The organism is Pseudodonghicola flavimaris, from assembly GCF_030164425.1.
In the GTDB taxonomy this organism is placed as follows: domain Bacteria; phylum Pseudomonadota; class Alphaproteobacteria; order Rhodobacterales; family Rhodobacteraceae; genus Pseudodonghicola; species Pseudodonghicola flavimaris.
The window spans coordinates 158,637-175,106 of record NZ_JASNJD010000007.1; the positions used below are offsets into that span (position 1 = coordinate 158,637).

The 16,470-nt window shown below is 66.0% G+C and carries 12 protein-coding genes and 1 tRNA gene; 2 read left to right on the forward strand and 11 right to left on the reverse strand.

Annotated elements, in window-relative coordinates; translation table 11 throughout:
- Nucleotides 1–35: 35 nt before the first annotated feature.
- From QO033_RS11625 to QO033_RS11665, 9 genes are all read right to left on the reverse strand, one after another.
- Entirely contained in the window at nucleotides 36–923 is an 888-nt protein-coding gene (locus QO033_RS11625; RefSeq protein WP_284481143.1) for an alpha/beta hydrolase, read from the reverse strand.
- Nucleotides 910–1,611, reverse strand: coding sequence for an ABC transporter ATP-binding protein (locus QO033_RS11630; RefSeq protein ID WP_284481144.1), 702 nt, complete (start codon nucleotides 1,609–1,611; stop codon nucleotides 910–912). Before QO033_RS11630 ends, QO033_RS11625 begins: the two co-directional genes overlap by 14 nt.
- On the reverse strand, nucleotides 1,605–2,360 hold the full coding sequence (locus tag QO033_RS11635; RefSeq protein ID WP_284481145.1) for an ABC transporter ATP-binding protein: 756 nt from the start codon (nucleotides 2,358–2,360) through the stop codon (nucleotides 1,605–1,607). Before QO033_RS11635 ends, QO033_RS11630 begins: the two co-directional genes overlap by 7 nt.
- On the reverse strand, nucleotides 2,357–3,328 hold the full coding sequence (locus QO033_RS11640) for a branched-chain amino acid ABC transporter permease (RefSeq protein WP_284481146.1): 972 nt from the start codon (nucleotides 3,326–3,328) through the stop codon (nucleotides 2,357–2,359). Before QO033_RS11640 ends, QO033_RS11635 begins: the two co-directional genes overlap by 4 nt.
- Before the next feature lie 4 nt (nucleotides 3,329–3,332).
- The gene (locus QO033_RS11645) at nucleotides 3,333–4,250 is read right to left on the reverse strand and encodes a branched-chain amino acid ABC transporter permease (protein WP_284481147.1); all 918 of its coding nucleotides are present in this window, start codon (nucleotides 4,248–4,250) and stop codon (nucleotides 3,333–3,335) included.
- Nucleotides 4,251–4,365: 115 nt separating this feature from the next.
- Nucleotides 4,366–5,547 (reverse strand): ABC transporter substrate-binding protein, encoded by a 1,182-nt coding sequence (locus QO033_RS11650; RefSeq protein ID WP_284481148.1) that lies wholly within the window; start codon nucleotides 5,545–5,547, stop codon nucleotides 4,366–4,368.
- A 247-nt stretch (nucleotides 5,548–5,794) separates the two neighbouring features.
- A complete protein-coding gene (locus QO033_RS11655; RefSeq protein WP_284481149.1) occupies nucleotides 5,795–6,343 on the reverse strand; it encodes a 3-hydroxyanthranilate 3,4-dioxygenase in 549 nt (182 codons plus the stop codon).
- Between the two features lie 26 nt (nucleotides 6,344–6,369).
- A complete protein-coding gene (locus tag QO033_RS11660) occupies nucleotides 6,370–7,326 on the reverse strand; it encodes a dihydrodipicolinate synthase family protein (protein ID WP_284481150.1) in 957 nt (318 codons plus the stop codon).
- Entirely contained in the window at nucleotides 7,323–9,548 is a 2,226-nt protein-coding gene (locus QO033_RS11665) for a xanthine dehydrogenase family protein molybdopterin-binding subunit (RefSeq protein ID WP_284481151.1), read from the reverse strand. The genes QO033_RS11660 and QO033_RS11665 overlap by 4 nt, the downstream gene beginning before the upstream one ends.
- Before the next feature lie 137 nt (nucleotides 9,549–9,685).
- On the opposite strand from QO033_RS11665, the gene QO033_RS11670 reads away from it, so the two are divergent.
- Nucleotides 9,686–10,603: a LysR family transcriptional regulator gene (locus tag QO033_RS11670; protein ID WP_284481152.1), complete on the forward strand. Its 918-nt coding sequence runs from the start codon at nucleotides 9,686–9,688 to the stop codon at nucleotides 10,601–10,603.
- An 84-nt stretch (nucleotides 10,604–10,687) separates the two neighbouring features.
- Here the strand turns inward: QO033_RS11670 and QO033_RS11675 are convergent, their stop codons facing one another.
- Entirely contained in the window at nucleotides 10,688–10,921 is a 234-nt protein-coding gene (locus QO033_RS11675) for a hypothetical protein (protein ID WP_284481153.1), read from the reverse strand.
- Nucleotides 10,922–11,251: 330 nt separating this feature from the next.
- On the opposite strand from QO033_RS11675, the gene QO033_RS11680 reads away from it, so the two are divergent.
- Nucleotides 11,252–11,328 (forward strand) — tRNA-Arg (locus tag QO033_RS11680).
- A gap of 170 nt (nucleotides 11,329–11,498) precedes the next feature.
- On the opposite strand, the gene QO033_RS11685 is transcribed toward QO033_RS11680, so the two are convergent.
- A complete protein-coding gene (locus QO033_RS11685) occupies nucleotides 11,499–16,109 on the reverse strand; it encodes a M10 family metallopeptidase C-terminal domain-containing protein (protein ID WP_284481154.1) in 4,611 nt (1,536 codons plus the stop codon).
- Between the last annotated feature and the right edge of the window lie 361 nt (nucleotides 16,110–16,470).

Consider the following 16,470-nt stretch of genomic DNA (forward strand, 5'->3'; position numbering starts at 1 on the left):
GATCGCGCCGGACCCGCCGCGGCACGCCCCCCGTCTCAACGCCCCCTCGCGATCATCTGCAACAGCCGTTGCGACAGCAGGCTGTCGGGGCGGGTGAATTCCAGCAGCACGTCGAAATGATTGCAGCCCGGAACCTCCAGCACCTCAGCCGCGCCGCCCGCCGCCTGCCAGGCGGCAGCATAGGCCCGTGAATTCAGCGAAAACCCCGGGGCCTCATGGGCCGCATAGGCGGCCACCACCGGGCAATGCGCCCCATCGATGGTGCGGATCGGGCTGAGGTCGGCGATGTCCGCGGGCCCGAGCTGCAGCCACTCCTGCGGGAAAGTGCGCGAAATCGGGTCGAGGTCATAGAGCCCGCTGATCGGCATGGCGCCGGCCACCGCGGTTGGCGGCAATCCCGCCACCGCCTGCCAGCCGCCCGACAGCAGCGTACCGACCAGATGGCCGCCGGCAGACGAACCGCAGAGATAGATCCGCTCGCGGTCGATCCCCTCCGCCTCGGCGTTCTGCCAGAGCCAGGTGAAGGCCGCGCGCATCTGGCGCACGATCTCGCGCAGCGAAACCTGCGGCGACAGCGTGTAATCGGGCACCACGCAGGCGATCCCCTCGGCGGCCAGGACCGGCGCCAGCATCCGCGATTCCAGCCGCGACAGCGCCCGCCAATAGCCGCCGTGGATGAAGATCACCGCCGGGCGCAGATCGCCGCCCTGCCCGCCGGCAAAGATGTCCAGCCTCTCGCCGCAGTCGTCATAGACCAGCCCCAGCCGCGCGGGCAGCGTCGCCGCCGCCTGGTCGGAGGTGGCACGATACTGGCCGATGATCGTCTCAAAGGTCTCGACACTCACCGTGGCGCGCGCGTTATAGGCGCGGTCCAGCGCCGCCCCCGAAAGCTCCGCCGAAAGCGGCAGATCAAAGTCCGACATAGCCCTGCACCTCCTCATGATCGCGATCCAGATCGGCGCCGGAGCCGCTCCAGACCGTGCGGCCCTTTTCCAGAATGTAGTGCCGGTCGGCCAGCCGTTTCAGCACCGCGAGGTTCTTGTCGATCAGCAGGATCGACTGGCCCTCTGCCTTCAGCAGCTCCACCACCCGCCAGATCTCGGCCCGGATCACCGGCGCCAGCCCCTCGGTTGCCTCGTCGAGGATCAGCAGGCTCGGGTTGGTCATCAGTGCCCGCCCCACCGCCAGCATCTGCTGTTCGCCGCCCGACAGCGTGCCGGCGGACTGATCGGCCCGCTCGCGCATGCGCGGAAACAGGTTGTAGACCCGCTCCAGCGTCCAGGGATCGGGGCGCCGGCCGCGGTTGGCGGCGGTGGCGATCAGGTTTTCCCGCACACTCAGGGTGCGAAACACCTGCCGTCCCTCCGGCACCAGCCCGGCGCCGAGCCGCGCCACCTTCTCAGGCGCCGCGCCGGTGATGTCGCGATCGCCGAAGCGGATGCGGCCGCCCTTCGGGCTCAGCAGCCCCATGATCGAGCGGACCGTGGTGGTCTTGCCCATGCCGTTGCGCCCCATCAGGGTGACCAGCTCGCCCTCGCGCACCTCCAGCGACACATCGAACAGCACCTGGCTCTGGCCATAGCCCGCCTGCAGATTGGAGACCGTCAGCATAGCTCTTCCTCCCCGCCCAGATAGGCTTCGCGCACGCGGGCGTCGCGGCGGATTTCCTCTGCCGTGCCGGTCATCAGGAGCTGGCCGTAGACCAGCACCGAAATCCGGTCGGCCAGCGCGAAGACCGCATCCATGTCATGTTCGACCAGCAGCATCGAGACATGACCGCGCAGCCCGTTCAGCCCGGCGATCATCTGCTGGCTTTCGACATGGCCGAGCCCGGCCATCGGTTCGTCCAGCAGCAGCAGCCGCGGTTCGCCCGCCAGCGCCAGGATCAGTTCCAGTTGCTTTTTCTCGCCATGCGACAGATCGGCCACCGGTGTCCCGGCCCGGGCCGCCAGGCCGCTTTCGCCCAGCCGGCGGTCCGCCTCCGCCCAGATGCTGCGCCGGGCGCCGACCCGATCCCAGATCCGCAGGTTGCCGCCCGCCCGCGCCTGGATCGCCAGCCCGAGGTTCTGGCGGACGGTGAAATCCTCCAGCAGGCTGGTGATCTGGAAGGTCCGCCCCAGCCCCTGATGCACCCGGTCCTCGGGGCTGTCGTGGGTGATCTCGCGTCCGCCCAGTTCGATCCGCCCGGCATCGGGGGCGAGTTCGCCGCAGAGCTGGTTGATCAGGGTGGATTTGCCGGCACCGTTGGGACCGATCAGCGCATGGATCTCGCCGGTCTTGACCTCGAGCGAGACGTTATCGGTGGCGGTCAGCCCGCCGAACCGTTTACAGAGCCCGGTGACAGTCAGGATCGCGGTCATGAGCGGCCTCCCAGCAGACGGTCGATCAGCCCCTTGATGCCGCCTCTGGTGCCCAGCACCACGATCAGCAGGATCAGCCCCAGCACCAGCGGCCAGTGTTCGGTCCAGCCCGCCAGATAGGTCTCCAGCGTGACGAAGGCGGCCGAGCCCAGGATCGGCCCCAGGAAGCTGCCGACACCGCCGAGGATCACCATGATCATGAATTCCCCCGACTTGGTCCAATGCATGGTGTCGGGGCTGGCGAAGCGCAGCATATTCGCCATCAGTGCCCCGGCGAGCCCGGCGCTCATCCCGGCGAGGACAAAGCCATAGAGCTTGTAGCGATAGGTGGAGATCCCCATCGCCGCCATTCGCCGCTCGTTCTGACGGATCCCCGACAGCATCGCCCCGAAGGAGGAATTGACGATGCGCCAGAGCGCCAGGAAATAGAGCGTCGCCACCCCGAGGATGACGTAATAGACCGTGGTCTTGTCGCGCATGTTCAGCCCGAATAGCGCGTTGGTGCGCCGCACGATGATGCCATCCTCGCCGCCATAGGTCTTGAGCGAGACGAAGAGAAAAAACAGCATCTGGGCGAAGGCCAGGGTGATCATGATGAACTGCACGCCCGAGGTTCTGAGCGACAGCGCCCCGATGATCAGCGCCGCGATGCCCGCCACCAGCATCGCCGCCGGCAGGGTTATCAGCATCTGATTGCTGCCCGGGATCAGCCCCCAGAGCGGCTCGCCGCTGGCATAGTGGTGATAGAGGATGCCGACGACATAATTGCCGATGCCGAAGAAGGCCGCATGCCCGAAGGAAACCATGCCACCATAGCCCAGGATCAGGTTCAGGCTGGCGGCACAGATGGCATAGATCATGATCCGCGCCCCCATGGTGCGCAGCACGGATTCCCCCAGCAGATCGGCCAGCACCGGCAGGAACAGGAAGGAGAGAAAGATCAGCGCGGGAAAGATCAGACGGGTCATCGCCTCAGCCCTCCACCGCGAAGAGGCCCTTGGGCCGGATCAGCAGAACCACCGCCATCAGCAGGTAAATCCCCATGGACGAGATGCCGAGCCCGAGCGCATCGGCCTCGGATGCCGGCATCAGGTTGCGCAACAACCCCGGCAGGAAGGCGCGCAGGCAGGTGTCGATCACCCCGAGCCCGATGCCAGCGACGAAGGCGCCCTTGATCGAGCCGACGCCGCCGATCACCACCACCACGAAGGTGGCCAGCAGGATCTGTTCGCCCATGCCAACCTGCACCGCCAGGATCGGTCCGGTCATGAAGCCCGCCAGCCCCGCCAGCATCGCCCCCAGCCCGAAGACGAAGGTATAGAGCAGCCGGATATCGACACCGAGCGCGCGCACCATCTCTCGGTTGGTGGAGCCGGCCCGGACCAGCATGCCGATCCGGGTGAAATTGATCAGCCCCCAGAGCCCGAGTGCCACCAGCAAGCCCACCGCGATGATCAGCAACCGGTAGGGCGGATAGAACAGCCCCGGGATCAGCTCGACCGACTCGGAGAACGCCGGGGGCAACGCGGTGTAGATCGGCGCCCGGCCGAAGATCAGCACGATCAGCTGGTTGAAGATCAGGATCAGCGAAAATGTCGCCAGCACCTGATCCAGATGGTCGCGGGCATAGAGCCGGCGCACCACCACCGCCTCGACCGCGAAGCCGGTCAGCATTGCGGCGGCCAGCGCTGCGGGCACCCCGATCCAGAAGCTTCCCGTCTCGGTCGCGACCCAGGTGCCGGCGAAGGCCCCGACCATATAGAGCGAGCCATGCGCCAGGTTGATCACTCCCATGATGCCGAAGATCAGGGTCAGCCCGGCCGCCAGCAGGAACAGCATCACCCCGTACTGCAGCCCGTTGAGTAATTGTTCGATGATGAGCAGCGTCATTCAGGACTCCCGCAGTCTCCGCCGTCTGATGCCCGGGGGACGGGACAGGCCCGCCCCCCGAAGAACCGCCGGCACCGTCGGGTCGCCCCCGGGTGCCGGCGCGATCCCGGACGGATCACATCTGGCAGAGCGCGGAATAGCTGTCGCCGAAGCCCTCGACCAACAGCTCCTTGGTGACGGTGACCGGCACGCCGGCCTCGCCCATTTCGATATCGACCAGATACCAGTTCTGCACCGGATGCTGGTTGGGACCGAATTCGAAGGGCCCGCGAACCGAGTCGAAATCGGCCTTGCGCAGCGCCGCGCGCAGGGCGTCGATATCGTCGACGCCGCCGGTTTCCTTCAGCGCCGAGGCGATCAGCAATGCGGTGTCATAGCTCTGGCTGGCGTAATAGGTGATCGGCCGATCGCCGTATTTCTCTTTCCAGGCGGCGACGAAGGTCTTGCTGGCCTCGTTGTCGAAATCCCAGTTCCAGTGGGCGGTGCCATTGATGCCGACGGCGGATTCGCCCACCGCCTTCAGGATCACCGCATCGGTCGCAGGCTCGGACAGCACCATCGGGATCTGCCCCAGCAGGCCCGCCTGCTGATATTGCCGCAGAAAGGCGATGCCCATGCCGCCCGGGTGGAACTGGAACACCACCTCTGGGTTGGCGGCGCGGATCTGGGCCATTTCGGCGGAATAGTCGGTCTGGCCCAGCTGGGTATAGAGCTCGCCCACGATCTCGCCGCCGAACCCCTTCTTGAAGCCGGCGATGGCGTCCTTGCCGGCCTGATAGTTCGGCGCCAGCGCAAAGGCGTTCTTGTAGCCCATCTTCTTGGCGGCGATGCCGGTCGCCTCATGCAGGGCGTCGTTCTGCCAGGCCACGGCGAAGTAATTCTCGTGGCATTCCTTGCCCGCCATGTTCGACGGCGCCGCGTTAGGGCTGATATAGATCGCGCCATTGTCGACGACATCAGGCACGGTGGCGCCGGCGATATTGGAAAAGATGATGCCGGTCAGGATCTTGACGTCTTCGTCATACATGAATTTCTCGGCGATCTGGCGGCCGTTTCCGGGCTTGAAGCCATCGTCCTCGACCAGCAGTTCGACTGGCACGCCACCCAGCTTGCCGCCGTTCTGATCCATCGCCAGCTGGAAGGCATCGCGGATGTCTTCGCCGATATAGCCGACTGCGCCGGACAGCGTGGTGATCATGCCGATCTTCACCGGCTCCTCGGCCAGGGCCGGGCCGCCCAGGGCCATCAGCGCGCCGGTGGCAAGTCCTGTCAGCGACCAGGGAGTTTTCCGTTTCATTCCGTGTTCCTCTCTGTTGTTTGTTTTTTAGATATTTCTGGACGGGCTCAGGGCCCTGGGTAAAGCCGATTGATCCGATATCCGGATCGTGAAAGCCGAACTTCGGGGTTTTGCAACTTTCGGATGCGTCGCGGGCGCCGCCCCTCGGGCAACGGAACGACCGCCCCGGCCCGAGGGGGCCGGCACGGTCGGGATCGTCTCCAGGGGACAGCGCGACGATCGTCTCATGGCGCCTCGGGACCCTGGCTCACAGCTGCACCCAGCCTTCCGGCGGCTCCTTGCCCGGATGCAGCGCGCCGCAGTTCGGACAGGTGCGCGCCACCTCATCGGCGTAGAAGGCGGCGTAGATCGGCGGCAGATCGTCGACGATGGACTCGAGGTCCGTTTCCGACCGATGCACCAGCGCGTGGCAGTCGAAGCAATACCACTCGATGGCGTCGAGCGCGCCTTCGGGCCGGGCGGGTTCGATCACCAGCCCGATGGAGCCCTCCTGCGGGCGCTGCGGCGAATGGCGCATATGGGCCGGCAGCAGGAAGATGTCGCCCTCGCGGATCGGCACATCATAGAATTCGCCGGTCTCGGTATCGTGCAGTTTCAAGAGCATGTCGCCCTTGAGCTGATAGAAGAACTCCTCCACCGGGTCGTCATGGTAATCGGTCCGCTTGTTCGGCCCTCCTACCACGGTGACCATCAGATCGGCATCGGTCCAGATCTGCTGATTGCCCACCGGCGGTTTCAGCAGATGCTTGTGTTCGTCGATCCATTTCTGGAAATTGAACGCAGCCAGTCGTGACATTTCCCTTCTCCTGTTGCTTGCCGCCTTCAGGCGGTTTTCAGCCCGCAGCTTTCAAAGGCGGCGCGGGTCGCGCGTTTCTCCGCTTCGGTCAGCTTCAGCATCGGCGCCCGGACATGGCCGCCGGTCTGGCCCAGCAGATCCTGCCAGTATTTCTGATGCGCATGGGGTTTCTCCGGTGGCCGGGTGGATGCCAGCGCCGCCCGCACCGGATCGAGACTGTCGCGGACCCGGCGCGCCGCCTCCGCCTCACCGGCGAAGGCCAGATCGGTGTAGTCGCGCATCCGCCGGTCGGCTTTCGACTGGATCAGATAGGGCGGCGAGGAACAGAGATAGAGCCGCCAGTCGAGCTCCAGAATATTGTCGAGCCAGTCCTCCTCCGACGAGGTCGAGACCTGGATACGGTCCGAGGCGAGATGGCTGAGCTCCACATACATCTCGCGCGGGACGGAATATTTGATCGCCACCACGGTTTCGATATCGGCCAGCCGGTTGCAGAGCTGGGGGCTCATCAGATAGCCGCTGTCGGGATGCGACCAGAGGGCGATGCCGATATCCACCTTCTCGGCGATGGTCTCGTAATAGCGGATCAGGGTTTCGTCCTGTGCCTTGAGGAAATGCAGCACCGGCGCATGCACCACGATGTAATCGGCGCCGCAGCTCTGGGCGTGTTTTGCCAGATCGATCACCACATCCATGTTCTGATCCGAACAGGACATGATGGTCTGCGCCCTATCGCCAGCGGCCTCCACCGCCATATCGAAACAGCGCTTGCGTTCCTCCACCGACATGGAGAAGAACTCCCCCTGTTTGCCGGCGATGAAGAACCCTTCGATCCCGAGTTCCTCGATCCAATGCTCCATGTTGCCGCGAAAGCCGCCTTCGTCGATGGCGCCGTCTTCGCGAAACGGCGTGAGCGCGGCAGCCCAGATCCCGGTCATCGTGGCCTTGGCATGGGCCTTGGCATCCTTGCGGGTGTATTTCATGTCAGGTCCTCAAGATTGTTCAGGGCGCGCCAGATCCGCTCGCCGGTCAGCGGCGGTTGCAGATCACGGGCGCTGTAGGGGGCGATGGCATCCTGGATGGCGTTGATCACCGCCGGCGGCACGCCGATGCAGCCGGCCTCGCCCACCCCCTTGGCGCCGAGCGCATTGGCCGGCGACGGGATCGAGCGTTTTTCCAGCCGCACCGCGCGCGGCATGTCGCCGGCGCGCGGCACGGCGTAATCCATCAGCGATCCGGTCAGCAACTGACCATCGTCGTCATAGACGATCCGTTCCATCAGCGCGTGGCCGAGCCCCTGTGCCATGCCCCCCAGAAGCTGGCCTTCGACCAGCATCGGGTTGACGATGCGGCCAGCGTCATCGACCCAGGTGATCCGCTCCACCTCCGGCACGCCGGTCTCAGGGTCGATGCCGACTTCGGCCAGAACCGCACCGCTGGCCCAGGCCTCGCCCGGCGCGATGTAGCGTTCCTCCACCGGCTCCGGCAGCAGACCGGCCGCCTCCAGCGCGGGGGCCAGAACCGCCCAATCCTGCCTGACACCGGCGACGCTCAGCCCCCCAGCGGCGGGGCGCACCTGATCGAACGGCTGTTGCCACAGCGTCGCCGCCGCCTGCCGCAGACGCTCCAGCAGCTTGGTGCAGGCCGTGAGCATGGCGCTGCCGCCAATGGCGGTGGAGCGGCTGGCCAGCGCCCCGGTGGCCGTCTGCAGACGATCGGTATCGCCGCTCCCCACCTCCACCCGATCCGGCCGGGTGAACAACGCCTCTGCCACGATCTGGGCCACGGCCGTCTGCCGCCCCTGCCCCTGCGCGGAGGATCCGGTATCGGCGCGAAAGCTCCCGTCCGGTCGCAACATCAGCCTGGCGGTCTCGAACCCGGCGCCGCAGGGCTCGACATAGAGCGCCAGCCCGAGGCCGCAGATCTCACCCGCCGCGCGGCGTTCGGCCTGCCTGTGGCGCAGCGCGCCATATCCCGTCACCTGCTCCAGCCGGTCGAGCAACCCGGCCAGATCGCCGGAGTCATATGTTTCTCCGGTCGGGGTGCGATAGGGCATCGCCGCGGCCGGGATCAGGTTGCGCCGGCGCAGCTCCAGCGGATCGAGGCCGAGCGCGCGCGCCGCCTTGTCCACCAGCCGTTCCATCAGCATCACCGCCTCCGGCCGGCCGGCGCCGCGGTAGATCCCCACCGGCGCCAGCGCCCCCGGCTGCAACGTCAGATGAACATCGATATCGCGCAGCAGATAGGGCCCGGGCAGCATCCGCCCGGCATTGCGCGGTGGCGCATAGGCCGAATAGGGCATCCAGGCCCCGGTCTGAAACGCCAGATCCGCCGTCAAGGCCAGCATATGCCCGTCCCGGTCCAGCCCCAGCGCCGCCCCGGTGGCACCGCCCCGGCCATGAGTGGCGGCCAGAAACTCCTCTGACCGAAGCGCCACCCATTTGACCGGGGCCTGCAACGCCCGGGCGGCGAAGCAGACGATCAGATCTTCGGGATAGATCGAGGCCTTGCCGCCGAAAGCCCCACCGACATCCGGGGCGGTGACATGGACCTGCGAAGGCTCCATCCCGAGAATGCGGCAGATATCCTCCCGCGCGCGGAACGGCGTCTGGGTCGACAGGAACACCTCCAGCCGGGGGCCAGAGCCGCACGCCAGCGCCGCCCGCGGCTCCAGCGCCATCGGCGCCACTCGGGCATGATCCATGCGGGCTTCCACTTGCACAGGCGCGGCGGCCAGGGCAGCGTGCGCGTCCCCCTGATGCCAGCGAGTGACCGGGATTGGCGGCGCCACCCGCTGCTGCTCCTCGACCTCCAGCACAACCAGATCCGCCGCATCGCGCGCCAGCGCCCGCGAGGTCGCCACCACAGCCGCCACCGGCTGGCCGACATGGCTGACCTTGCCATCCGCCAGCACCTCCAGCGGCAACCGCACGGCGGCCTCCCGGATCAGCATGTTGATCGCCGCCTCCCCGCAGATATGCAGGTCGACGCGGGAAAACACCGCCACCACGCCCTCTGCCGCGCGGGCGTCCTCGAGATCGAGCGCGGTGATCCGACCGGCAGCAACAGGGCTGCGCACCACTTCGAGAAACAGGCAGCCTTCCGGCTGAATATCGTCGACGAACCGGCCCCGCCCGGTGGTCAGCGCCAGATCCTCTCGCCGCCGCAGCGCCGCGCCGATCCAGCCGGATGCTGTCTCAGCCATCGCTGTGCTGTTCTTGACCGGCCTGGCGTCCACGCGCGTCCCCCTTTGCGTTGGCATCTCCAGCCTGCGGCAAAGGTTTTCATAGGGTAAGTGGAAATTATCCTATAAATTGATAGGTAAAAGGTTATGTATTGAACATGAAACTCACCCTGCGCCAGATCGAGATCTTTCAGGCCGTTGTCGAACAGGGCAACTTCAGCCGCGCCGCCGAACGGCTGAACACCACCCAGCCGTCGCTGTCGCAAGCGATCCGTGATCTTGAGGATGCGCTGGGCGCCCGGCTGTTCGACCGCACCACCCGCCGTGTCGATCTGACCGAAGCCGGGCGGGCCTTTGCCGCCTCCGCGCTCAGCGGCCTCGGCGCCATCGAACGGGCGGTAAGCAATGTCCGCGATCTCTCCACCCTGCGGGGCGGCCGGATACGGATTGCCGCGCCGCCGCTGCTGGCCGCCACCGCCCTGCCCCGTTTCGTCCGCCGCGCCGCCCGCGCCCATCCCGGACTGCAGATTCAGATCGCTGACGTCGGCACCGATGCGATCCTGGACCGGGTGCGCTCCGGTCAGGCGGAGATCGGGATCGGCACCTTTCATCCGGCCGAGGACGGGCTGCAATCGACCAGCATCCTGCAGGACAGCCTGATGGTGTTTATGCCCGAGAATCACCCGCTGGCGGCGCAACCGGTCCTGAACTGGCGCGCGCTGCGCGATCTGCCGATCGCTACGCTGACGCGGGAGAGCGGTATCCGTCTGCTGGTCGATGTCGGTTTCGAGAGCGCCCGGCAGCCATTGCGCCCGGCCTTCGAGGCACATCAAATCTTCACGCTGCTGTCGCTGGTGGAGGCTGGTCAGGCCGTGGCGGTGCTGCCGGCCTACTCGCAGGCGGCGCTCTATGGTCGGGCGGTCGCGGTCAGACCTCTGACCGACCCGGTGATCAGCCGCGATGTCTCGGTGATCCGGGCGCGCGACCGGTCGGCGCCGCCGGCGGTTCAGGCGCTGCTTCCGCTGCTGCGCACCACCCTGCGCGAGATGGTCGAGGAGGTTCTGACCGGCGGGTAAGCTGCCCGCCGTGTCACCTTTTCAGATCCGGGACGGATGACGGCGCATGGCCGGTCAGTCCGGTCCCGAAGCCCACCCGCCGGATCAGTTGCCGGTCGTGGTGGTGGTGGTGCTGTCGTCGTCGGACAGCGCAACGCCCAGCATGACGGCGCCGGCAACGAGGGCCGCGCCCTGATCCTGCGTCAGGCCAGTATTGCCCAGCATCTTCGGGGCGTCTTGGCCGGCCGGGGGCGTCTGCGCCGCCGGCGTCGATTGGGCAAATGCTGCGGAGGAGAAGGCCAGAGTGGCCACGGCGGCGGTTGCGATGAAAGCTTTCATCAAATCTTCCTTTCCTATTCACGTCTTGGCGACGCCCGCAACATAAGCCACGGTTAACGCTCACTGAACAGAGGCAATTTGCCGCTCACCGTCCGTCGGCGGCGGGCTGCGCCCCGGCGCCCAACTGCGCGGCAAAACTCTGCCGATGCAATAGCTGCGTAGGCTTTCGTGGCGTCATCGGCAAAGATTTGCACAGCATGGCGAACCGGCGGATCGTCGAGCGGCGCGGCCCCCCGACATGGGCCGGATTGCGTCGCGGCAACTTCCCGGGGCCAAGCTGGTTTTTGCGATTGCAGCCCCGCGCGCGATGCCCTATACGCCCCAGCACAGGCACCTGTAGCTCAGCTGGATAGAGCGCTGCCCTCCGAAGGCAGAGGCCAGAGGTTCGAATCCTCTCAGGTGCGCCATCTTTCTCTCTCTGCCAGTCTCCGCACACCGCCTGCCGTTTAGCGCGCGCCATGTCTTGGCCTTCGGCACTGGCCCTGACGCTTCGGCCCAGATCTGCCCGCCGTCCCGACACAAAAAAGTCGGACCAGGAAACCCGATCCGACTGAGATTGCGACATGCGAAGCCCGGGTCAGGCGAACCAGAAGTCGGAGCTGTCGAGATCGGCCTTCTGCACCCCCAGCAGGGTGATGCTGTTCGACGCGTTCACCGTGATCACCGTATCGGCCCCGACATCGGCCGTGCGGCTGAGCAGATCGGCGAAATCCGCGATCAGGTCGCTGGAGATCGAGATCACATCCGCCTCGCCGCTGGCGCCGGCATGGAAATCGGCGATCCGGTCCTGACCGAAGCCGGCCGCGAACAGGAAGAGATCATCGCCCTCGCCGCCGTTCAGCAGATCGTCGCCGCGCCGGCCGTCGAGCGTATCGTCGCCCCGCCCGCCATAGAGCGCGTCATCGCCGCCCCGGCCGGTGATCACGTTGTCCAGCACATTGCCGCCCAGGACCTGCCCGTCGCCGGTGGTCGCCATGAGATTCTCGACATTAGCGATCGCCCCGAGCGAGAAACTGGCCAGCCCGGTGCGCACCGTATCGATCCCCTTGTCGAACCATTCGACAATCACATCCCCGGCGTTGTCGACGACATAGGTGTCGTCGCCGGCTCCGCCGGACATGATGTCCGCCCCGGCGCCGCCATTGAGCCAATCGTCGCCGGCCCCGGCCAGAAGCTGATCCGCCCCCAACCGGCCATAGAGCAGATCGTCGCCGCGCCGGCCGTCGAGCGTATCGTCGCCCCGCCCGCCATAGAGCGCGTCATCGCCGCCCCGGCCGGTGATCACGTTGTCCAGCACATTGCCGCCCAGGACCTGCCCGTCGCCGGTGGTCGCCAAGAGATTCTCGACATTGGCGATCGCCCCGAGCGAGAAACTGGCCAGCCCGGTGCGCACCGTATCGATCCCCTTGTCGAACCATTCGATAATCACATCCCCGGCGTTGTCGACGACATAGGTGTCGTCGCCGGCTCCGCCGGACATGATGTCCGCCCCGGCGCCGCCATTGAGCCAGTCGTCGCCGGCCCCGGCCAGAAGCTGATCCGCCCCCAACCGGCCATAGAGCAGATCGTCGCCGGTGTTGCCGGTAAGGACATTGTCCAGCGCGTTGCCGGTGAGCGACTGGCCCGCGGCGGAGGTGCCGGTGAGATTCTCGACCTCGTCGAAGGCCTTCAGCCCCAGCGCGGAGAGGGCTGTCCGCACCGTGTCGACGCCGCCGTCGAAGCTCTCGGTGATGATATCCGCCAGATCGTCGACGACATAGGTATCGTCGCCCTGTCCGCCATTCATGATGTCGGCGCCAGCGCGACCGTCCAGCCAGTCGTCCCCCAACCCGCCATAGAGCGCGTCATCGCCGATATGGCCGGTGATCACATTGTCCAGCGCGTTGCCGGAGAGGGTCTGACCGCCGGCAGACAGGCCGGTCAGGTTTTCCACGTTGTCATAGGACAGCTTCAGATAGGCCAGCTCGGTGCGCACCGTGTCGATCCCGCCACCGGCCCATTCGACGATCTGATCTCCGGCGCTATCGACGAGATAGAGGTCATCGCCGGTGCCACCATTCATGATATCGTCGCCGAGGCCGCCGTTCAGCACATCATCGCCGGCGAGCCCTCGCAGGGTATCGTTCCCGGCCCCGCCATAGAGCGCATCGTCGCCGATATGGCCTGTGATCACATTGTCCAGCGCGTTGCCGGCGAGCGTCTGCCCCGCGGCGGAGGTGCCGGTCAGGTTCTCGACGCCCACGTAATGGGTGAGCCCCAGGCTGGCGAGCGCGGTCAGCACCGTATCGGTGCCACGCCCTTCCCCTTCGACGACGGTGTCGCCGAGACTGTCGACGACATAGGTGTCGTCGCCCAGCCAGCCCGACATGAAATCGTCACCGGCGCCGCCGTCCAGCGTGTCGTTGCCCAGGCCGCCATCCAGCGTATCGTTGCCCGCGGCGCCAATGATGACGTTGTCCAGATCGTTGCCGCCGAGGATCTGCCCCTCCGAATTGGTGCCGGTCAGGTTCTCGACATTGTCGAAGTCCGACAGCTCCCAAAACGTCAGCCGGGTCTCCACGGTATCGACGCCGCCATCGGCCCATTCCACGATCGCATCGGCAACGTCGAAGACGATATAGGTGTCGTCACCGGCACCGCCATACATCAGATCGTCGCCCGTGCCACCATCCAGGAAGTCGTCGCCGGCCCGTCCAAAGAGCGTATCGTTGCCGTAAGAGCCATAGATGCGATCGTCGCCGATATTGCCGGTGATCACGTTGTCCCGGTAGTTGCCGGCCAGGATCTGGCCGGTGGTGGCGCTGCCGGTCAGGTTCTCCACGTTCACCAGCTTGCCAAGCCCGACCGAGTCCCAATCACTGATGATCAGATCGGTGCCGCTGTCGGGGTTCTCGATGATCACGTCCCCCTCGTCCTGCAGCAGGTATATGTCGTCGCCGAGCCCGCCGATCATGCGGTCATCGCCCTCTCCGCCGTCCAGCAGGTCGTCACCGCTGCCCCCGTTGAGAGTGTCGCGCCGGTCGCCGCCCCGCAGCGTGTCGTTGCCGGCGCCGCCCTGCAGATTGTCGAAATTCGTACTGCCGATCAGGACATTGTCCGTTGCGTCGCCAAGAAGCTCGATCTTGTAGCCGTCATTCCCGAAATGGTTCCACCACAAGAAGGTGAAGGCGGAGACGTCGATATCACTCACCCCGTTCTCAGCATAGATCCGCAGGGTGACATCGGGACTGGACAACCAGTAATCGCCTTCGAGCTGCAGATTGGAGGCGAAACTGGTGCCGAGCTGTTCGCTGCTGATTTCGATGATCGTCTCCCACGGGTCGATCAACGCGGCGATGCGCTCGATTGAGGAGACCTGCACCTCGCGGAAGTCGAAAGTCCCATGGCCCTCAATCCGGATGGTGTCGACATCCGCACCGCCGTCGACAACGATGGTCGGCCGCAGGACGTTGCCGTAGTTGAAGATGATCTGATCGCCGCCCACGCCGCCGTAGATTTCGGTATGGGCGCCGGTGCCCCAGATATAGATCTCGTCGTGGCCGCCGTTGCCATAGATCGTCTGATCCTGGTTCGGGGCCCAGATTTCATCGTTGTTCTCGCCGCCGATCAGCTCCAGCCTGTCGTCTGAGACCGTGTTCCAGCCGGAAAAGCTCACCGAAGGCGACCAGATCGTGGAGCCATCGATATGGAGCCGCAGCGTGTGCGAGGCCCCGGCGCTGGGGGTTTCGTTGACGATCGAGCTAAAGCTTGCATAGGTCGCGTCGATGACGGTGGTCACCCCCGGGGCATCGCCGGTCAGTTCCAGCCGCTCTACCGACAGGCTGGCGTGGACATCTCTGCGGAAGTCGAAATAGCCGCCGCCTTCCAACTGCACCCGGTCGGTGCCGCTGCCGCCGGTCACGGTTTCGCCCGCCGCCAGATCGGCGCCGCCGTTGCGGTAGAGGAAGATATCGTCGCCTGCACCGCCCGTCATGATATCGGCGCCGGCCCCGCCCTCAAGAAAGTCGTTGCCGTTTCCTCCGCTGAGGACATCGTCGCCGAGCCCGCCGAACAGCGTGTCGTTGCCACCCTCGCCATGGATCGTATCGTTGCCGGCGCCGCCATCGATAATGTTGTCGGCGTCATTGCCATAGATCACCTCGTCACCGGCACCGCCGATGATATTCTCGATGATCGTGCCCGGCGCCAGCGAGAGGTTGCCGATCAGACCGCCGACATCCGACAGCGACGGCGCGATGTTGCTGGCAGAGGTCACCCGCATGTCGATCCGGCTGGAATTCGCGAAGCCCGACAGATCCAGCGTATCGATGCCGCCGGTATCCACCAGGCTCAGCGTGCTGGTCGCCAACAGCGTGTCGAGCGAGGCGAAGACCGAATTCGCGGTGTCGGCCGCCGGTCCCGTCGTCCCCGGGGTCCAGTCGGTCCAGCTGGTATTGAAGCCCCAGACGGTATCCCCGCCGGTGGCGCCATTGGCCAGACCGTAGCCCATCGGGCTGTACATCCGGTCCAGCGTCACCCAGTCGACGACCTGCGGCCCCACCACATTGACATCGCCCAGGGCGCTGCCGCTCGGCGTTGCCTGCCCCGGCGCGGTGTAATTGTCCTGCGCCCAGTAGGACATCATGGAGAACTGAATCGTATCGTTTCTCCATTGCGCCTGAACGTCATAGGTCATGTCCCCGTTGTCGGGGCTGTAGTTGCCCGGGCGCCCCAGTCCCAGTGCGGTGCCGATCTCGCGCAGGGCCGCGTGAAAGTAGTAATCGCCCAGCGTGCCGTCGCCCGCCCAGTCCTGGGCAATGTTCACCCAGGCGTTGATGATGGACCCGTCGGCCGACTGGTTGAAGTTGGCAAAGGCCTGCCCGGCAATCTCGTCCCCGAAATTCAGATCGGCGTCGGTGGCGTCGGTTTCGACGAAATCGATGCCCAGGATCGTCTCGTAGATATCGAGAGCGTGGCGAATCGCGTCGATCCGGGTGGCGCCGAGGATCCCGTCGGCATCGTAATCGTTGCCGCCGATGTTGTAGGTGATCACCCCGTCCCGGGCGTTGAGCCCGCTGTCAGCGAGGTTCCAGAACGGCGTCGGCCATTCCGGCACCGGCCCGTCGAACCCGTCGGTGAAGCCGAGACGGTCATCCCAGTAGTCCGCCTCAAGACTGTCGGTGTTCAGCTCATTCAGGTAGACCGACATAGTGTCGAGCGAGACCGCCGGATCGGGCGACGCGACCGCAACCGGCGCAGTCGCAACCGGGCCCGCCCCGGCGCCTTCATCAGCCGCCGGAGCGGCCTCCGGCGCGGAAGGGAGGACCGAGGGCATTTGTACGGCCGCGCTGTTGGGGCGCGCGGGCGTCGCCTCAGCAGCCCCCCCGGTCCCGAGGCTTGCGGTGTCCGGCTGGGGGGGGAGAATCGTCACCGGGGTGACCGCCGCAGACAGCACCCCATCCGTTTCACCGCCCGCATCCGCCGCTGAGGCCCCGGTTCCTGTCGCTCCGGCAGGCTCCTCCGTCGGCGCGACGCGTTCCACCCCGTGCCCCGCGGGAGCATCAGGCCCA